The sequence below is a fragment of the Nonlabens tegetincola genome, from assembly GCF_002954355.1.
GTDB classification, from domain to species: domain Bacteria; phylum Bacteroidota; class Bacteroidia; order Flavobacteriales; family Flavobacteriaceae; genus Nonlabens; species Nonlabens tegetincola.
In genome coordinates this window covers 691947-711431 of record NZ_MQVV01000010.1, presented here as the reverse complement: position 1 = coordinate 711431, position 19485 = coordinate 691947, and the positions used below count along the sequence as shown (strand labels likewise).

Annotated in this window: 17 protein-coding genes; 11 read left to right on the top strand and 6 right to left on the bottom strand. The window is 36.4% G+C overall.

Features of this window, described 5'->3' with window-relative positions; translation table 11 throughout:
* Nucleotides 1-4: 4 nt before the first annotated feature.
* From BST93_RS03630 to BST93_RS03620, 3 genes are all read right to left on the bottom strand, one after another.
* On the bottom strand, nucleotides 5-1021 hold the full coding sequence (locus BST93_RS03630; protein WP_105018114.1) for a PLP-dependent cysteine synthase family protein: 1017 nt from the start codon (nucleotides 1019-1021) through the stop codon (nucleotides 5-7).
* A gap of 64 nt (nucleotides 1022-1085) precedes the next feature.
* Nucleotides 1086-2168: an amidohydrolase family protein gene (locus BST93_RS03625; RefSeq protein WP_042279725.1), complete on the bottom strand. Its 1083-nt coding sequence runs from the start codon at nucleotides 2166-2168 to the stop codon at nucleotides 1086-1088.
* Between the two features lie 87 nt (nucleotides 2169-2255).
* Nucleotides 2256-3041 carry an SDR family oxidoreductase gene (locus BST93_RS03620; RefSeq protein WP_105018112.1) on the bottom strand — a complete coding sequence of 262 codons (786 nt, stop codon included), beginning with the start codon at nucleotides 3039-3041 and terminating at the stop codon, nucleotides 2256-2258.
* A gap of 93 nt (nucleotides 3042-3134) precedes the next feature.
* Here BST93_RS03620 and map point away from each other — a divergent pair, with 93 nt between their 5' ends.
* Both map and BST93_RS03610 read left to right on the top strand, forming a co-directional pair.
* The gene (gene map / locus BST93_RS03615) at nucleotides 3135-3944 is read left to right on the top strand and encodes a type I methionyl aminopeptidase (protein ID WP_105018111.1); all 810 of its coding nucleotides are present in this window, start codon (nucleotides 3135-3137) and stop codon (nucleotides 3942-3944) included.
* Nucleotides 3945-3986: 42 nt separating this feature from the next.
* Nucleotides 3987-4751 carry a class I SAM-dependent methyltransferase gene (locus BST93_RS03610; protein ID WP_105018110.1) on the top strand — a complete coding sequence of 255 codons (765 nt, stop codon included), beginning with the start codon at nucleotides 3987-3989 and terminating at the stop codon, nucleotides 4749-4751.
* On the opposite strand, the gene BST93_RS03605 is transcribed toward BST93_RS03610, so the two are convergent.
* Nucleotides 4752-5798, bottom strand: coding sequence for an FAD:protein FMN transferase (locus BST93_RS03605; RefSeq protein WP_105018109.1), 1047 nt, complete (start codon nucleotides 5796-5798; stop codon nucleotides 4752-4754).
* Nucleotides 5795-6154: a DUF8840 domain-containing protein gene (locus tag BST93_RS03600; RefSeq protein ID WP_060523881.1), complete on the bottom strand. Its 360-nt coding sequence runs from the start codon at nucleotides 6152-6154 to the stop codon at nucleotides 5795-5797. The genes BST93_RS03605 and BST93_RS03600 overlap by 4 nt, the downstream gene beginning before the upstream one ends.
* A gap of 166 nt (nucleotides 6155-6320) precedes the next feature.
* Here BST93_RS03600 and BST93_RS03595 point away from each other — a divergent pair, with 166 nt between their 5' ends.
* The 6 genes from BST93_RS03595 (at nucleotide 6321) to BST93_RS03570 (ending at nucleotide 12461) form a co-directional block, all read left to right on the top strand.
* On the top strand, nucleotides 6321-7769 hold the full coding sequence (locus BST93_RS03595) for an aldehyde dehydrogenase (RefSeq protein WP_105018108.1): 1449 nt from the start codon (nucleotides 6321-6323) through the stop codon (nucleotides 7767-7769).
* Nucleotides 7770-7773: 4 nt separating this feature from the next.
* Complete coding sequence (gene proC / locus BST93_RS03590) at nucleotides 7774-8577, top strand: pyrroline-5-carboxylate reductase (RefSeq protein ID WP_105018107.1); 804 nt, start codon at nucleotides 7774-7776, stop codon at nucleotides 8575-8577.
* Entirely contained in the window at nucleotides 8577-9791 is a 1215-nt protein-coding gene (locus BST93_RS03585) for a BaiN/RdsA family NAD(P)/FAD-dependent oxidoreductase (protein ID WP_373420728.1), read from the top strand. Before proC ends, BST93_RS03585 begins: the two co-directional genes overlap by 1 nt.
* A gap of 118 nt (nucleotides 9792-9909) precedes the next feature.
* Nucleotides 9910-11424, top strand: coding sequence for a 2,3-bisphosphoglycerate-independent phosphoglycerate mutase (gene gpmI, locus BST93_RS03580; protein ID WP_105018105.1), 1515 nt, complete (start codon nucleotides 9910-9912; stop codon nucleotides 11422-11424).
* A gap of 18 nt (nucleotides 11425-11442) precedes the next feature.
* Nucleotides 11443-12042, top strand: coding sequence for a thioredoxin family protein (locus BST93_RS03575; protein ID WP_105018104.1), 600 nt, complete (start codon nucleotides 11443-11445; stop codon nucleotides 12040-12042).
* Between the two features lie 59 nt (nucleotides 12043-12101).
* Nucleotides 12102-12461: a cupin domain-containing protein gene (locus BST93_RS03570; protein WP_105018103.1), complete on the top strand. Its 360-nt coding sequence runs from the start codon at nucleotides 12102-12104 to the stop codon at nucleotides 12459-12461.
* Between the two features lie 9 nt (nucleotides 12462-12470).
* On the opposite strand, the gene BST93_RS03565 is transcribed toward BST93_RS03570, so the two are convergent.
* Nucleotides 12471-13781, bottom strand: coding sequence for a hydroxymethylglutaryl-CoA reductase, degradative (locus BST93_RS03565; protein ID WP_105018102.1), 1311 nt, complete (start codon nucleotides 13779-13781; stop codon nucleotides 12471-12473).
* Between the two features lie 126 nt (nucleotides 13782-13907).
* Here BST93_RS03565 and BST93_RS03560 point away from each other — a divergent pair, with 126 nt between their 5' ends.
* Genes BST93_RS03560 through BST93_RS03550 form a run of 3 tightly spaced genes read left to right on the top strand, consistent with a single transcriptional unit; the run spans nucleotide 13908 to nucleotide 19412 of the window.
* Nucleotides 13908-16061, top strand: a complete 2154-nt coding sequence (locus BST93_RS03560) for a S9 family peptidase (protein ID WP_105018149.1) — start codon at nucleotides 13908-13910, stop codon at nucleotides 16059-16061.
* Between the two features lie 24 nt (nucleotides 16062-16085).
* A complete protein-coding gene (locus BST93_RS03555) occupies nucleotides 16086-17630 on the top strand; it encodes a peptide MFS transporter (protein WP_105018101.1) in 1545 nt (514 codons plus the stop codon).
* A gap of 6 nt (nucleotides 17631-17636) precedes the next feature.
* Nucleotides 17637-19412, top strand: a complete 1776-nt coding sequence (locus BST93_RS03550) for a peptide MFS transporter (RefSeq protein WP_085775248.1) — start codon at nucleotides 17637-17639, stop codon at nucleotides 19410-19412.
* Nucleotides 19413-19485 lie beyond the last annotated feature (73 nt).

Genomic DNA, 19485 nt, shown 5'->3' with positions numbered 1-19485 from the left:
TAAATTATTTTTCATCTGGCAAATAACTACCATCTTCATTTAACCATCCTTTTTCTTGCATCCAGTCATCGTTAAAAAACTTACCTACGTAACGGCTTCCGTGATCATGGAATAGAATAACTACCACATCATCCTTATTGAATCCAACTTGCTCATGAATTTGGCGTAAACCTTTAATGGCCGCACCTGCACTATTTCCTAAAAACATTCCTTCTTCTGCAGCAAGTCTTCTAGTATAAACCGCTGCATCTCGATCAGTTACTTTAGTAAAACCATCGATCACTTCAAATCTTACGTTGAGTGGTAAAATATCTTCACCTATACCTTCTGTTACATAAGGATGTATCTCGTTTTCATCAAATATTCCTGTTTCATGATATTTTTTGAAAACTGATCCGTAGGTATCAATTCCCCAAACTTTGACATTTGGGTTTTGTAATTTTAAATAGGTTCCTACTCCCGAAATGGTACCACCGGTTCCTACTCCAACGACGAAATGAGTAACCTTACCTTCTGTTTGTTCCCAAATTTCTGGCCCAGTAGACTCATAATGCGCCTTACAATTAGAAGGATTATCATATTGATTAACATACCAAGAGTTAGGAGTTTCCTCGCTTAATCTCTTACTGGTAGAATAATAAGATCTAGGATCATCAGGAGCCACATCAGTTGGGCACACATGCACTTGAGCACCTACAGCTCTCAAAATATCCATTTTTTCTTTCGACTGCTTATCACTTAATACACAAACTAATTTGTAACCTTTTATGATGGCAGCGAGTGCTAGTCCCATACCTGTGTTTCCACTGGTTCCTTCAATGATAGTTCCACCTGGTTTCAGTCTTCCGTCAGCCTCCGCATCTTCTATCATTTTAAGTCCCATACGATCTTTAACGCTGTTTCCTGGATTAAAAGTTTCGTATTTAGCTAGGACTAATGCTGGAATATCCTCAACTAGCTTGTTCATTTTAACCAATGGAGTGTCACCTATCGTCCCTAAAATATTTTCTGCGTATTTCATAAATTGCATTAAGAGGTTGCAAAAATACCGTTTTAAATAACGTAATCTAGCTTTTTAAAAAGCTTTAAGAGAGTATACGCTGGTAGAATTCTTTTTTTGCGTTTTCATCTTTTCCAAACAACCATCTTACCACATGCTCATCCCACATGCCTTCATAATCAGATTGTGTTATAATCTTGCGATCAATGGCCAAATCAAGAATTTTCCCAGGATAACTACTTTGTTTTTCACTATCCATTTCTCCTAATGGATATGGATCATCCAGACCTACAAGAATTTGTTGAGCACCTTGATTTTTTACTAAAAGTTCTAGAGAACCAGTATCGTGGACTAGTGTGTCAAAGAATATATTAGGATGTCCTACACTTTTACGAGGATGTGTTTTACCCTCAAATAAATCTGGTCGACCATCAAAACCTTGAATCCTGCGACCTAAGTTCATTTGGGCTAACTGACCGCCATGTGCAAAACAAACTCTCATACCTGGGTACTTTTGGGCGTATCCATTAAGAGTTAAAAAATGATAGGCATCGGCGCATTGTGCAAGCATCCAGATAAGATGAAAACGCCATGCTGTATTTTGAAGTTTGATAAACTTCTCTCCATCATACGGATGAATTTCTACAGCTAGATTGAGCTCACTTGCAAGTTCAAAGATAGGTTCATTCTCCTCATCAAAAATACAACGCCATTGACCTATAGTATCCATATAATGAGTAGGTAAGCACAGTAATCTCATGCCTAGAACTTTTACACATCGTTCTATCTCCCACAAAGCACCACGTATAAAACCTGGATGCACTACAAATCCACAGGTGAATTTATTAGGGTGATCGTGTTGCACTCTTGCGTTAAAGTCGTTTTGAAATCGTAAGGCTTGTTTCATTTCCTCCAACCTCAAACCATTTCCATACAATTGACTTAAATTTAAAATAACCGCATGATCAATCTTGTATTTGTCCATCCACTCTAGTTTCTCTTTCAAGAAAAAGCTAGAATCCGTAACGGGTCTCTCCCAATCTTTTTGGAGCATTTTTTTACGATCCTTATCTACCCAAAAGATTCCTTTTTCACGCATGAAATCAGGTATCTCCTCTGGATAAGGAAGTAAATGTGAGTGACCGTTTATACGTAGTTTTTTGGACATAATATTGTAGATGGTTTATAAAATTAGTAAAACAGATTGCTTATTTAGAATATTAACAAAATTATTCTTCTTAAAATCTTTCTTTTGCTACAAACTCTTAGTTCGCCCACCATCGACTGGCAGATTTATACCGTTGATATATCCTGCTAGATTACTAGATAGGAACAACACAGCATTGGCTACTTCTTCCGGTTGTGCAAAACGTCTAGCAGGAACGTAATTTTTCATAATTTCTGCAGCTTGTTCCTCGCTATGACCAGCTCTATTTGCTTTACCTGCGATAATCTTGTCCAATCTTTCGGTAGCTGTAAAACCTGGTAGTACATTATTCACTGTGATACCATATGGTCCTAACTCATTACTCAATGTTTTTGCCCAATTTGCAACGGCTCCTCTTATTACATTAGATACTCCTAGAAATTCAATGGGCGCTTTTACACTTGTTGATATGATATTTATGATTCGCCCGTAGCCTGCTTCCTTCATCCCAGGAGCACATGCTTTAACTAATACTTGATTACACTTTATATGCTGTGTGAATCCATCTTCAAGCGCCTTAACCTCGGCATCTATTAAATAGCCAGGTGCAGGTCCGCCTGTATTATTGACTAAAATGTGAATTGGGTTCGCTTTCGCGAAAGCGGAAACTACCTCATCCACTTCCTTATAATTTAAAAAATCGGCAACAAGATAGGTGTGGTCATCTCTATGCGTGGTATCCAAAGTAGACAATACTTTTTGAAGTTTATTAGGATTGCGGGCGAGAAGGACAACTCTAGCACCTGCTGCAGCCATTAACCTTGCTGTAGATTCTCCTATTCCAGTACTACTACCGCATACTAGGGCGGTTTTATCTTTAAGATCTATTTTCATGTAGCGAATTTACAGAAATTAACCAGCAAACCCCTTATGTAGTTCTATGCAAATCTCTTAAATAGGAGTATTTTTGCAGTATATTTCAATCTAATGATCGTAACAAAAACAAAGGAAGAACTAGAGATAATGCGTAAAGCAGCCTTAATGGTAAGTAAAACTCTAGGAATGGTAGCAAGTGAAATTAAACCAGGTGTAACCACATTAAGACTCGATGAACTCGCTGAACAGTTTATCAGAGATCATGGTGCAATTCCAGGTTTTAAAGGATTGTACGATTGTCCTAGTACTTTACTTATTTCTCCAAATGAAGAAGTTGTCCATGGGATTCCTAAAAATGTTGAAATTAAAGAAGGTGATATACTATCTGTAGATTGTGGTGCTATCGTTGAAGGTTTTTATGGTGATCATGCTTACACCTTTGCCGTTGGAGAAATCCCACAAGAAACTCAAGATTTATTAGACCGAACTAAGAATTCTCTCTATCTAGGAATAGAGCAATTTAAAACTGGAAACCGTGTAGGTGACGTGGGATATGCCATACAGAATTATTGCGAAAGCTTCGGATACGGTGTTGTACGAGAATTAGTCGGTCATGGAATAGGTAAAGTGATGCATGAGGATCCTCAAATGCCTAACTATGGTAAAAGAGGTAGAGGCAAGAAATTTGTAGAAGGAATGACAGTAGCTATCGAACCTATGATTAATTTGGGAACCAAAAACATCAAGCACCATAGTGATGGATGGACGATAACCACACGGGATAAAAAACCAAGTGCGCATTTTGAGCACGACGTAGCTATTGTTAATGGAGAACCTAGGTTACTGAGTACTTTTGACTACATCTATGAGGTTTTAGGCATTACATCAAACGAGGAAGATCCTTATCGTTGGGTCGATTAATCGTTTACCTTGATTCTATTTAATTTTTAGATTAATCTCATATTGAAAAAACTTTTCAAATTTTTCCTTAACCTAATACCTAGAACATGGCTCATTAAAGCAAGTTATTGGGTGCGCCCAATTATTGCGTGGTGGTATAAGGGTAATAAATATGAAGATCCTATCGATGGTAAAACTTTTTCTTCATTTTTACCTTATGGGTATGAAAATGTAAGAGAAAATGTGTTGTCACCTAGCACACTTTCATTAGAAAGGCATAGGCTTCTATGGCTTTATTTAAACAGGGAATTACAAGTATTTACCAAACCTTTAAAACTATTGCATTTTGCTCCTGAGCAGTGCTTTTATAATCGTTTTCGCAATAGCGACAACATAGATTATACTACGACAGACATAGAATCACCACTTGCTGATGTTCAGGCAGATATTTGTGACTTACCCTTTGAAGATAATCAGTATGATTTAATTCTGTGTAATCATGTATTGGAACACATTACCAATGACACAAAAGCCATGCAAGAGCTTTATAGGGTTTTAAAACCAGGTGGCACCGCTGTTCTCCAAATACCGCTGGACATGAATAGAAAGGAGACCTTTGAAGATGACAGCATTACCGATCCTAAACAACGAGCCCAAATTTTTGGGCAGTATGACCACGTTCGTGTATATGGAATGGATTATTTCAATAAATTAGAATCTATTGGTTTTAAGGTGGAAGCTGTTGATTACACAACTACCCTTAATAGCAAAGAAATTGACCGTTATAGACTAGCCGCAGGTGAACTTATACCAGTTGTAAGGAAATAATTAAATCGCCTTTTTTACATACTGTTTAAATCCTGGAGTAGTTTCAAACCTTAACATACCATTTTCATCTATATACATTATTATAACCTCTATTTCGGGCAAGTTTTTAAGATGAATTCTAGATTTTTCTAATGGCATTGCCATAAAGGCTGTAGCATAACCATCAGCTAAAGTACATGAATTTGCTATCACGTTTACACCTATAACCTGTGAAGGCTGTGCTTTACCAGTTAATGGATTTACCGTGTGAACATACTCTTGACCCGAGCTTGAGTCAATTTTAAACTTGCGATAATTACCACTACCTGCCATAGCCTTATCGGTTAACTCAACAACAGATAAGTAACTGGTCTTATTCCCTTTTTTCTTAGGGTCCTCAATTCCAACGGACCAACTACCGTTGCGTTCTAGATTTTTACCTTTGGCATATACTTCTCCACCTATATCCACTAGGTAATTTTCAACTCCTTGTTTAGTGAGCCACCTAGCAATGTAGTCTACTAATGTTCCTTTACCTATAGCATTAAAATCCATGTAAACACCAGGCTTTTCTTTTTTAATATAGACACTATCTTGGATTTTTGATGGAACAAGTGACAAGTTATGAAAACCCACAAATCGCATTAAACTGTCTATTTCTTTTTCAGTAGGTATTTTTTCTTGCTCTCCATTTGCTCCAAAACCATAAGCATTTACAAGATTACCTACCGTAGGGTCAAAATACCCATCGGTTTTACGATAAATATCGCTTGCCTTTTCAAATACTTCTTTAAATGGCTTGCCTACAAGTACACTATCAACCTCGTTATTAAGTTGATTAATAAGCGAGCCCTTTCGCCAGGTACTCATAGAGGAGTTGAACATTTCAATTATACTATCCACGCTTTTTTCTACTGCTACTTCATTTTCATGAAACAGGGTAATATTATAATAGGTACCTATAGCATTACCCGAGAATTTTTGAGCTTGAATATCGTTTTCTGGTGTTTGATTCTTGCAACTTACTGTTGCTAACACCACAAGCAACAAAAAACTTAAATACCTCATTTTATTTCAATTAATCCAGCATAATTAACCACATAATCTTCATCATGGTGTACTGGAATTTCATAATTATTCGAATTTGCAAGACCTACTCCTGCATAAAAAGTACGGGCTTTAAATTTAACAGCATGATCTCTCATGGTTATCATTAAATCTTCATCATACTCTACAGGATTGTTGGGGTAACGTATTGCTCTAACTACAACAAAATGTAGCTTCCCTTTTTTTAAAGCCACAAATTGAGGATCTTTTTTAGGTTTTGAATTAATACTTAAAAACTCAAAACCTTCCTCTTCCATTTCTTTACCTACTATATTCATAGCAAGTTGATGTAATTCTTGATCTGTAAGTGGATTCATGTCACAAAAGTAAGGTTAATTCAAAGAGTATAAAGTGATATAATACAAAATGATAGTCGCAAATCTAACCTATACTTACTGTAAGGTTTTGTTTATATTTAAAGTAACATTAAGGGAAAATTCCTTGTGAGTTCATTAGCTTGCATGCCCGTGAATACAACCAATTATGGATATAAAAAATTTTATCAATAATGAAGAGCACATACCTTTAAGTGGTATGTGGATGGATAATTATGATCCTGCTACCGGTAAAATATATGGAGAGATTCCTAGCTCTAACCACACTGATGTTGAAAGCGCTTATCAAGCTGCTGCAAAGGCTTTTCCATCATGGTCTAATACACCTATTGACACTAAATCCAAAATACTTTCAAAAATAGCCGACTTAATTGAGGAAAATCTAGAAGATTTAGCTAGAGCAGAGTCTCAAGATAATGGCAAGCCCTTATGGCTTGCTCAATCAGTAGACATTCCACGAGCATCTTCAAATTTTAGATTCTTCGCTCACGCAATAACACAATATGCTAGTCAATCCCATGATAGCACAGGTAGAAATACCTTGAATTATACGTTACGCAAACCTTTGGGAGTTGTAGGCTGCATATCTCCTTGGAACTTACCGCTTTATCTTTTTACATGGAAAATAGCACCAGCCATCGCAGCAGGAAATTGCGTAATTGCAAAACCCAGTGAAGTAACTCCTGTCACTGCCTATCTTTTAGGTAATATTTGTAAAAAAGCTGGATTACCTGCTGGTGTTCTTAATATAGTACATGGAACTGGCCCAGAATGTGGACAAGCTATTGTAGAACATCCAGGTATAAAGGCTATAAGTTTCACCGGTGGCACAAATACTGGCGCTAGGATAGCAGCAACAGCAGCGCCTATGTTCAAAAAACTATCTCTAGAATTAGGAGGAAAAAATCCCAATCTTATCTTTTCAGATTGTGATTATGAAAAAATGCTACACACTACCGTAAGATCATCATTTGCAAATCAGGGACAAATATGTTTGTGTGGATCTAGAATATTTGTTCAAGAAGAAATCTACGACAAGTTTAAAATAGACTTCATTAAACTAGTTCAGGAACTTACTGTGGGACATCCCATGTCTAGTACTACCAAAGTCGGCGCCGTGGTTAGTGCTTCGCATAGAGATAAAATATTGGATTATATCGCTTTCGCGAAAGCGAACCCAGAAGAATACACCATTTTAACAGGCGGCAACACACTTCAAATACCCAATTACGAGGATGGCTATTATATTGAGCCTACTGTAATTGAAGTTTCTAACAACACTTGTAAATTGAATCAAGAGGAAATCTTTGGGCCTGTAGTTACCCTTATGACTTTTAAAGATGAAGAGGAAGCTATCACCCTTGCAAATGGTACAAGATATGGCCTAAGCGCAACTGTTTGGACAGAAAACCTCAACAGAAGCATTAAGTTAGGAAATGAGCTCGAGGCAGGAATTGTTTGGGTAAATACATGGTTAAATAGAGACTTAAGAACCGCTTTTGGTGGTGTTAAGGACAGCGGTATAGGCCGTGAAGGCGGTTTTCATGCGCTCGACTTCTTTACCGAAACAAAAAATATATGTATAGAATACAAATAGAATTATGAGAGTATTAGTTATAGGAGCAGGTAACATGGGACTTACCTATGCAATGGGTATGTCACAGTCCAGTCTTTTAGGAAATAAAAAAATACAGATTTACGACACAGACCCAGATAAAATAAAAACTCTTAAAGAAGAAGGTGTTTTTGAAGTGCACACCTCGCTTGAAGATTGTCTAGGAAAAGTTGATATCGTTTTTATAGCCGTTAAACCATATCATAGCACAAGTTTATTTGAAGAAATGAAGCCCTTAGTAAGAAATGAACAGCTATTCATTTCTCTTATGGCAGGTGTTACTATTGAAACTATACAAGAAGGATTACAAATTGATAAAGTTATTCGAACTATGCCTAATCTACCTGCCAAAGTAGGTAAAGGAGTAACCTCTTATACAGAGTCCAATAGTGTATCAAGAATTGAGTTATTGACAGCAAGACATTTGCTGGACACAACAGGTACATCAATTCATGTGGATACTGAAAAATTTATTGATGCCTCAACAGGAATATCTGGTAGTGGTCCAGCTTATGTCTTTTATTTTATGCAATCCATGCTAGAAGCGGCATTAAAAATGGGTTTTTCAGATTACGATTCAAAAGTCCTAGTGAGCAATACATTTGAAGGAGCCATTGAATTATTCAATCAATCCGATATTTCACCAGAACATTGGATTGATAAAGTAGCATCCAAAGGAGGAACAACACAAGCTGCAATTGATTCCATGGAAGACAATAATGTTAAACAACTTATTCAAGATGCTGCCTATGCCGCTTTTGATAGAGCTGTAGAATTAGGAAAAGAATAGTGAACACAAACTACACAACCATCATAATCGGAGGCGGCGCGGCTGGTTTTTTTACCGCGATCAATCTTGCAGAACAAAATCCAAATGAACGGATAGCTATATTAGAGCGAGGTAAAGAAGTGCTACAAAAAGTAAAAATTTCCGGCGGTGGTCGTTGTAATGTCACACATGCTCAATTCATTCCTAGAGAATTATCAAAAAATTATCCGCGTGGTGAGCGTGAATTACTAGGACCCTTTCACACGTTCATGACAGGCGATACCATAGCCTGGTTTGAAGAACGTGGTGTAGAATTAAAAATAGAGGACGACGGTCGCATGTTTCCTACAACAGATTCTTCACAAACGATTATAGACTGTTTCAGCTCGCTTGGGCGAAAGCACAATATCGACATCCTTACTAGTCACAATGTAACAGCCATTCAAAATTCTAACAACAACTGGGAAATCACGACAAAACAACAAACCTTTTCTGCAAAAAATCTAGTAGTTGCTGCAGGAAGTAGTCCAAAGATCTGGAAGATAATGAAAGACTTAGGACACACTATTGTTGATGCAGTTCCTTCTCTATTTACTTTTAACGTAGTTAACAAGAAAATCACACAGTTAGCTGGTATAGCAGTTAATACCCAACTAAAAATCCCAGCTCTCAAACTTAAATCAGAAGGACCGACATTAATTACTCATTGGGGATTTTCAGGACCAGGAATATTAAAAATGAGTGCTTGGGGTGCTAGAGAACTCAATGATGCGCAATACAAATTTGAACTGGTAATAAATTGGACCGGATACTACAGTGAACAAGAATGCTTTGAAGAACTTCTAGAGCAAAAGAACAGCTCTAAAAAGCTTATTTACAATGAATGGCTATTTGATCTCCCTAAAAGGTTATGGAGGTATTTAGTTGAAAAATCACAGTTAGACAGCACCAGTTGGTCACAAGCAAGTAACAAGCAATTACAACAACTAGCACAACTTTTAACAACTAGCAGTTACACCATAAATGGTAAAAGTACATTCAAAGAAGAATTTGTTACTGCTGGCGGAGTTGATTTAAAGGAAATAAATTTTAAAACATTTGGTTCTAGAATTCATAATAACCTCTATATGGCTGGTGAAATATTGAACATAGACGCCATTACTGGCGGATTTAATTTTCAAAACGCCTGGACTGGTGGTTATTTAATTGCCCAATCCATCGCAAAAAACGGGTAGTTTTTAGAGAGTTACTATAAAGGCTCAATCGGTTTCGTAAATAAAATACCTATGGATTTCTTAAAAATCAACCTTAAGAATATCGATTTGTTACTTTTGATATTTAAATCTTAAGATTTTGAACAAGAAAACCATACTCATGATACTGGACGGTTGGGGAATTACCCAAGACCCCAAAGTAAGTGCCATTGCACAAGCTCAAACTCCTTTTATAGATAGCCTTTACCTTAAATATCCCAATGCACAATTGCGAACAGATGGAGAGCATGTAGGGTTACCTGATGGACAAATGGGAAATAGCGAGGTTGGCCACATGAATTTAGGTGCTGGACGTATTGTTTATCAAGATTTAGCTAAAATAAATAAGGCCATTAATGACAATAGTCTCAAGGATAATGAGGTGTTGATTAACGCTATCACTTACGCGAAAGCTAACTCTAAAAAGATTCACTTCCTAGGATTACTATCTGATGGCGGAGTTCACGCTCACATAAATCACCTAAAGGCTTTACTGGATATAACAAAGGCTAATGAGCTAGAAGATGTTTTTATACATGCCTTTACCGATGGTAGAGATGTTGATCCAAAATCAGGTATACAACATATTCAAGAAATCGAAAAACATATAAAAGGAAGTAACGCGCAGCTAGCAACGGTCACGGGCCGTTACTTTGCCATGGATCGTGATAATAGGTGGGAACGAGTAAAAAAGGCTTATGATGTTATGGTAAATGGACTGGGTACTCCTACTCACGATGCTATTCAATCCATTAAACAATCCTATGAAGACGGTATAACCGATGAGTTTATTGAACCCATGGTCATTCTTAATGGCACTGAGCCTGTAGCTACTATCCAAGATGATGATGTCGTTATTTTCTTTAATTATAGGACCGATAGAGGTAGAGAACTTACCGACATGTTATCGCAAAGAAACTTTGAAGAGGTTAATACCAAGAAATTAAATCTACACTATGTCACAATGACCAAGTATGATGACACATTTAAGAATGTGCAAGTCATGTTTGAAAAAGACAATCTTAAAAACACACTGGGAGAAGTACTTTCAAAGGCAGGCAAAAAGCAAATTAGAATTGCCGAAACTGAAAAATATCCACATGTAACCTTCTTTTTTAATGGTGGTCAAGAAAATCCTTTTGAAGGTGAACAACGCATTATGTGTAATTCACCCAAGGTAGCCACCTATGATTTACAACCTGAAATGTCTATTAATTGCGTTCAGGATAAAATTATACCAGAGATTGAATCTCAAAAGGCAGATTTCATTTGTTTAAATTTTGCCAATCCCGATATGGTAGGCCACACTGGCTCCATGGATGCAGCCATAGCAGCTTGCGAGGCTGTGGACAGTGCAGCAAGCCATGTAATAAATAAGGCAATAGATAATAATTACTCAATTCTTGTGATTGCAGATCATGGTAATTGTGAGGTTATGATCAATCCAGATGGCTCTGTAAATACGGCTCATACTACAAATCCAGTACCTTTGATATTAATAGATCAAGATATAAAAAGCGTAAAAAATGGTATTTTGGGAGACGTCGCTCCTACTATACTAGAGTTAATGGGAATAGAACAACCTGATGAAATGACTCAAAAATCCTTACTTTAGAAATTTAAATTAGATAGAATGAAAAAGATCCTAATAGCAATAATTGCTTTGGCAACCATTTCTTGTGGAACCCAAAAGACAGCTCAAGATAATTCAACAAAACCAGTAAAAGAAACGGTAAACACTCCGGAATTTAAAAAAGCGCCTGAACCTGAAAAAAGTTTAGCACAAAAAGTAAATGGCCATCTCCTAGGTAAAGCGACTAAAGCCGATTTGATGAATAATCCATATAATACATGGTTTAATTCTAGGTACGATGCATATCAGGTTGATTCAAGCATCGCACAAGAAATCGGTACTTACATGAAGGATGTTGATGTAAGATTGTATATGGGAACCTGGTGCGGCGATTCTAAACGTGAAACACCTATGTTTTATAAGTTAATGGAGGAAGCAGGAGTAAGCGAGAGCAAGATTACACTTATAACTGTTGATCGAACAAAATCAAAACCTGTAGACCTTGTAGAAGGATATAACGTTGTAAGAGTTCCTACTATAATTTTTTATCGTGACGGACAAGAATTGGGTCGGTATGTTGAGCGCCCTAGAGAATCGCTAGAAAAAGATATTCTTAAAATAGTTTCTGGTCAAGAATACAAACACTCTTACCAAAATTAAATTCAATTTGTTATCTTTAAAAAAGAGGCTGTACGCCTCTTTTTTTTATACCGTATTTTATGCGAATCGTAAACTTAGAACAAAAACTCAACCTTTTCACAGAGACATGGACACCAAAAATTATCGGTGAACTTAATGGGCAGCATGTTAAACTAGCTAAACTTCAAGGAGAATTCGTTTGGCACAGTCATCAAAATGAAGATGAGCTGTTTTACGTCTTAAAAGGAACTTTAATCATTAAATTAAAGGATAAAACTGTTACCCTTAAACCAGGTGAAATGTATATTATTCCTAAAGGAATAGAGCATAAACCTATTGCTCATGAAGAAGTACATGTCATGTTGTTTGAACCAGCTGCAATAAAGCATACTGGTGATGTAACGCATGAACTTACAAAAGAGAAATTAGACTGGATTTAAGATTAAGTATTATCCTCTCAACTTCTCCAAACTTTCCTTAAGGCTAGAGAAACTTGGTGTTTTATCTGCGTATTCCTTTTTAAGAAGTTCCTTTTCTGGATCAGTAGCGCCTATTTGTTCAAGCATGTTTACCAAGTGCATTTTCATGTGACCAGCTTGTATTCCCGTAGTCACTAATGAATGTAAAGCTGCAAAATTTTGTGCAAGACCACATACTGCTGTATATCTCATAAGCTGCTCGGCAGTTGGGTTTTCAAGAATTTGTAAGGCCAATTTAGAAAGAGGATGTAACGAGGTTAAACCACCTACTGTTCCTAGTGCCAGAGGAAAATCAGCCTCAAAAATAAACGTGTCGTTTTCAACCCTAGCTTTAGTCAAACTTCTATATTGCCCATCTCGTGCTGCGTAAGCATGAACACCAGCCTCAACCGCTCTAAAATCATTACCAGTCGCTATGACTACTGCGTCAATTCCATTCATGATTCCCTTATTATGAGTAACAGCTCGATAAGGTTCTACAGTAGCAATTTCTACTGCTCTTGTGAATTTACGTGCAAAATCGGCTCCAGAGATTCCATTTACTTCACCTATTTCATCAATAGGACAACTTACCTCAACATGGACAACACACTCGGGTACATAATTACTTAATATACTCATAACTACCTCGGGCAACTCACCATTAAATGGTTCATAACTCACCGATAGTTCTCTAAATTTAGTTGCAATTTGTTCTAGAGTTGTGTTTATAAAATTAGCACCCATTGCGTCCTTTGTTTCAAAAGTGGCCTGCAATTGATAATACCCAGGCATGGATGCATTTTTATCGACAAGTTTCAGGTCTAAAATTCCTCCACCACGTTTTTTCATCGATGCATTTATTTGCGATAAGGAGTTAATTAGTTCCGCTTTCGCGAAAGCGAAAAAATCAACCATCACTTGTGGATCACCTTCATAGGTAAGGTGCACCTGACCCGATTTTACTGTTCCTTTTATAGTAGTTTTAAAACCGCCTCGTTTCAACCAAAACTTTGCTGCTTTACTTGCTGCCGCAACGACACTACTTTCCTCAATTGCCATGGGTATGGTTACCAATTTCCCATCTACCAAGAAATTAGGCGCTAGACCAAATGGAAAGTAAAAATTTGTTATCGTATTCTCACTGAAACCATCGTGTAATTCCTGAAGTTTGTGATCATCATTCCAGTATTGAGTGAGTATTTCTTTGACTTGTGAATCGTTAGAAAAATACTCTTGTATCAACCAGTCTATCTTTTGTGTCTTTGATAGTTTTGAGAAACCAGAAATGGGCTTGTCCATGCTTTAGGGATTTAAACAGCGGCAAAGATAAATGATATTATTATAGGGCTTTCACTAGAAATAACACCGCAATTAATTGCCATATTTTCCTTATTATTGGTGTTTTGATTTATGAAAACGATTGATATGAAAAAAATCACGGCTATTGCAGCCTTCTTCTTGCTTGTTTTTCAAACAAGCATTGCACAGCAAAACATTACTGTTGAGGACATTTACACTGGTAAATTTCGTACTGCTGGCTTACAATCCTTACGTTCTTTAAATAATGGTACCGAATATATAGTACTTAACTATAACCGCAACCGTACTCAAACACTTGATAAATACAGCTATGCTACAGGTGAAAAAACAGGAACTATCTTAAGTAGTGAGGAGATCGGGATTCCCATCTACAGTTATGAAATGAATGATAGTGAAAACAAGATTTTAATTACTTCTCAAAGCGAGTCTATTTTTAGATACAGCAGTTATGACAAAGTACATGTGTATGACCGCAACACTAAAGAACTAACCCCAATAAGCGATCACCTTGTACGCAGTGCTGCCCTGTCACCTGATGGGACTAAGGTAGCTTACGTGTTTGAAAACAACATCTATTATCAGGACTTGAAAAACAATACCACTACTCAAGTAACTAAAGATGGAAAAAACAACGAATTGATCAATGGTGTAACTGATTGGGTAAATGAAGAAGAATTCGGTTTTGTAAGAGCCTATCAATGGAGTCCAGACAGCCAGCAAATAGCTTTTTTAAGTTTTGATGAAAAAGAAGTTCCTGAATTCTCGATGGATGTGTATGGGAATGATTTATACCAATATCCGTACGTTTTTAAGTACCCAAAGGCTGGTGAAAAAAACGCTAAGGTAAAATTGCATGTATATAGTTTGCTTTCGCAAAAGCGTAAAGAAATAAACTTGAATAGAAATGAAGAGTATTACGTGGCAAGAATTAACTATGCTCCTACAGGTACTCTTACAGCACAAGTTCTTAATCGACACCAAAATGTTCTTGATTTCTATTATGTAGATACAGCTGGAAATGCTAGCATAGCATTTACTGAAAAAGATGATGCTTATGTAGATGTAAGTGACGATTTAACGTTCTTACAGGACGGGTCCTTTTTATGGACTAGTGAAAAGGATAACTGGAAACACATTTATTTATATGATAAAGACGGCAAAGAAAAACGCCAAATCACCAGTGGTGAATGGGATGTTACAGCCTATTATGGATATGATGCAAAGAAACAGCGTATCTATTTTCAAAGTACAGAAGATGGATCTATAAACCGTGGAGTTTATTCTATTTCTTTGACGGGTAAGAAAAAGAGAAAACTAAGTAATAAGATAGGAACAAATAGGGCTTCCTTCAGTAAAAACTTTACTTACTTTATAAACACTTATTCCAGCGCAACAACTCCACCAGTGTATACCTTACACAAGGCTAAAGACGGTGCATTAGTTCGTGAGATAAAGAATAATAATCAACTTAAAGAGGTTTTAAAGGATTATCAATTCTCTGAGAAGGAATTTGTTACTATTCCAGTTAATGGAAATGATCTTAACATGTGGATGATGAAACCTGTAGATTTTGATCCTAAAAAATCTTATCCTTTATTAATGTTTCAATATAGTGGTCCTGGATCACAGCAGGTTGCAAATAGCTGGTATGGAGCAAATGATTACTGGCACAGTATGCTAGCAAATGAAGGCTACATTATTGCTTGTGTTGATGGTCGAGGTACAGGATATAAAGGAGCAGACTTTAAAAAAGTTACACAAAAAGAATTAGGTAAATATGAAGTGGAAGATCAAATAGCTGCTGCCGAAGTATTAGGTGAAATGGACTACATTGATGCAAGCCGCATAGGTATTTGGGGTTGGAGCTATGGTGGATTCATGAGTTCAAATTGTATTTTAAAAGGTAATGATGTTTTTAGTACAGCAATTGCTGTTGCTCCTGTAACTAATTGGAGATTCTATGATTCAATTTATACAGAGCGTTATATGACAACTCCACAGGAAAATGCTAGTGGATATGACGAAAACAGTCCTATAAACCATGTGGATAAATTAAAAGGAAAGTATTTACTCATTCATGGTAGCGCCGATGATAATGTTCACGTACAAAATACCATGCGTATGATAGAGGCACTCGTTCAAGCAAACAAACAATTCGACTGGGCTATATATCCTGATAAAAATCACGGCATTTACGGTGGAAATACTAGAATTCACCTTTTCAACAAGATGACTAACTTTATCAAAGAAAACCTTTAAACTACTTAAACCTAAATAAAAATCATGTCAACAACCCTTAATCAAAAAGAGCTATTTGGACATCCTGTAGGTCTATATATTTTATTCCTTACTGAAATGTGGGAACGTTTCTCATATTATGGAATGAGAGCAATTCTAGTTCTTTATTTAACTAGTGAAGTGATTTCAGACAATCCTGGATTAGGATGGACTGATCCCGAGGCTTTAGCGCTTTACGGTTGGTATACTATGCTAGTTTACGTAGCCTCTATTCCAGGCGGTATTATCGCAGATAAAATTATAGGTCAAAAAAGATCTGTTTTGTATGGTGGATTATTATTGTGTGCTGGGCATGGAGTGCTTTCAATTGAACAAAATTGGGCCTTCTTAACTGGACTGGGTTTAATTGTGGCTGGAGTTGGATTGCTTAAACCTAATATTTCCACATTAGTGGGTGGTTTGTATGCTCCTGGAGACGACAGGAGAGATAAAGGGTTTAGTATTTTCTATATTGGAATTAATGTTGGAGCGGCAGTTGCTTCTATAGTAGTAGGTCTAGTTGCTAAATCGTATGGATGGCATGCTGGATTTGGGTTGGCAGCGATAGGAATGGCGCTAGGTCAAATAATTTACATGTTGGGACAAAAACATTTAAAACATGTAGGAAACAAACCTACTAAAGCTAAGAAAGATGATGGAAATGTATCAATTCCAGAGCTTTTTAAAGATATGATTAGTAATAAACTATCGCTAACCGTTTGGTTAATTTTATCAGGAATATCCATAGCATTAATTATTCTTTGGGATTGGGGTTATGGTTTATTATTCTTGTTCCTATCCTTTGTTGTTGGAATGATGATGGCCATTTATCAGGATCTAAACACTAAAATCGAAAAGGACAGATATATTGTTTTGTTGCTTAGCTTTTTAATTGTAATTGTATTCTGGGGCGCCTTTGAACAAGCTGGTGGATTAATGAACTTATATACAGAAAGTAAAACAGATCGTTTTATAGGTGGATGGGAAGTTCCTAGTGCAGTAATGCAAGCCTTCAATCCAGTTTATATTATTCTTTTTGCAATTCCAGTAGCTAGTGCCTGGATGTGGTGGAAAAATAGAGGTAAGGAAGCTTCTTCTTTATTTAAAATGGCATTTGGAGTTATCATTATGGGATTAGGTTTTGTATTCATGATAGGCGCATCTTTACAATATGAAGAGTTAGGAAAATCAGGTTTATACTGGTTAGCATTTGCTTATCTACTTCATACGCTTGGAGAATTATGCGCGTCACCGGTAGCACTTTCATTTATTACCAAACTAGCACCTGTTAGATATGGCGCTCTTATGATGGGTGTTTATTTTGCCGCTACTGGATTAGGAAATAAGGTTGCTGGAATTATTGGTGAAAGTGCCGATGGTGCTGGTGAGCTTACAGTATTTACATCTATTACTGTTTTTTGTGTTCTTTTTGGATTATTGGTTATAGCTCTTCTTAAACCTTTAAAAAGACTAACTCACGGCGCCGAAGAAAAAACTGCGGAAGAATTAGAACAAGAAAATTATGAACTTGCAGATTCAGACATTAACTAAATAGCAATGAATACTACCACTGAGAATTTTTTTAAAAACAAAGTAATGGGACACCCAGCTGGTCTGTTTGTCCTATTTTTCACCGAAATGTGGGAAAGGTTTTCCTATTATGGTATGAGAGCCATTTTAGTAATATTCCTGACAGGTGCAATTACTGGAGAAAATCCAGGTTGGGGTTGGGAAAAACCTGCTGCCTTATCACTCCTAGGAACCTATGCTATGTTTGTATACCTGACTCCTATTGTAGGTGGTTGGCTAGCCGATAATAAAATAGGTTATCGCTCTGCCGTTGTAGTTGGCGCGTTGCTTATGACTTTAGGTCACGCATCAATGGCAATTGAAACACCTACATTTCTATATATCGGAATATTTTTTCTTATCATAGGAAACGGATTTTTTAAACCGAACATGACTTCTATAATTTCAAAAATGTATGAAGGACATGATGAGAAAAAAGATGGTGCTTACAACATCTTCTATATGGGAGTCAATGCGGGAGCGTTTTTAGGTATTATGCTCTGTGGTTGGTTAGGTGAAAATGTTGGTTGGAGTTATGGTTTTGGACTAGCAGGAATTTTTATGTTATTAGGTATGATCCAATTTTATTTCGCTCAACCGTTATTTGGAAACATTGGAGAAAAGCCTAAAAATGAAAAAAAGGATATGATCGACACTCTACAAGAAGATCTTATCTCAAAAACTGAAGGAGTTAAGGAGAAACTTAATCGATTTGTTTCAATTGATTACATATTGATAGGTGCCTTTATTATTTCAGCATTAATATTTATTGTAAATGACCCTTTAAGTAAAATAGGTGATATTAATACATTAAATTTTACCGTATTTGGACTTGAAAACTCTTTATTCTTTGCATTATTGGCTGCGATATTATTTATTTTGATTCTTATAGTTCGCATTCCAAGGTATGACAAAATTGTAAGGGATAGAATGATAGCTTTTACCATCTTCTGTATTTTTACAATTTTCTTTTGGGCCGCTTTTGAGCAGGCAGCAGGATCATTACCTCTTTACACAAGAGATTATACGGATAGGGTACTAGAAGGCAATTGGGCCACGATATTCAAAATTATAGATGCAGTAGTAACAATCGTTCCTATTGCCATAATTACCTATGTCTTAATCAGTCTTTTTAGAAAGACATTTAACCGTATTAGCTTATCCAATATTGTTCTTGCCATAAGTTTTATTATTGTTTGGGGCTTAGTGGTTTATAAGCTTTGGATTAATTTTAGCGCAGAGGCTAAGGAAGTAGAAATAACTTGGTTTGCTATTCTTAACTCTTTATTTATAATAATTTTTGCTCCACTATTTACTAAATGGTGGGATAGTAAATACAATCCACCAGCATCAGTTAAATACGGTTTAGGATTAATTGTTATGGCTATTGGTTTTGGACTATTAGCATTTGCCACACGTAACGTACCATTAGGAGCAGAGTCTGCAAAATTGAGTATGGTTTGGTTGGTTTTAGCTTACTTATTCCACACTTTAGGTGAGTTATTTTTATCTCCTATGGGTTTATCGTATTTGAGCAAATTAGTGCCGGCAAGAATGATTGCATTTATGTTTGGAGTTTATTACTTGGCCATTGCAATAGGTAATAAAATGGCTCACTATGTAGGTGGTGATATTGAAAAAATCACCGAAGAAAGTGGTTTGTCCTACTTCTTCCTAATTTTTACAGTCATTCCAATTGGCTTAGGTTTAATTTCATTTGCTCTTCATCCTTTACTTAAGAGATTGATGCACGGTGTAAAATAAGCTCCTTGTAAAATATTTGAAAAACGCACCAATTATGGTGCGTTTTTTGTTTACTTAGAGTTTGTAACTTTGT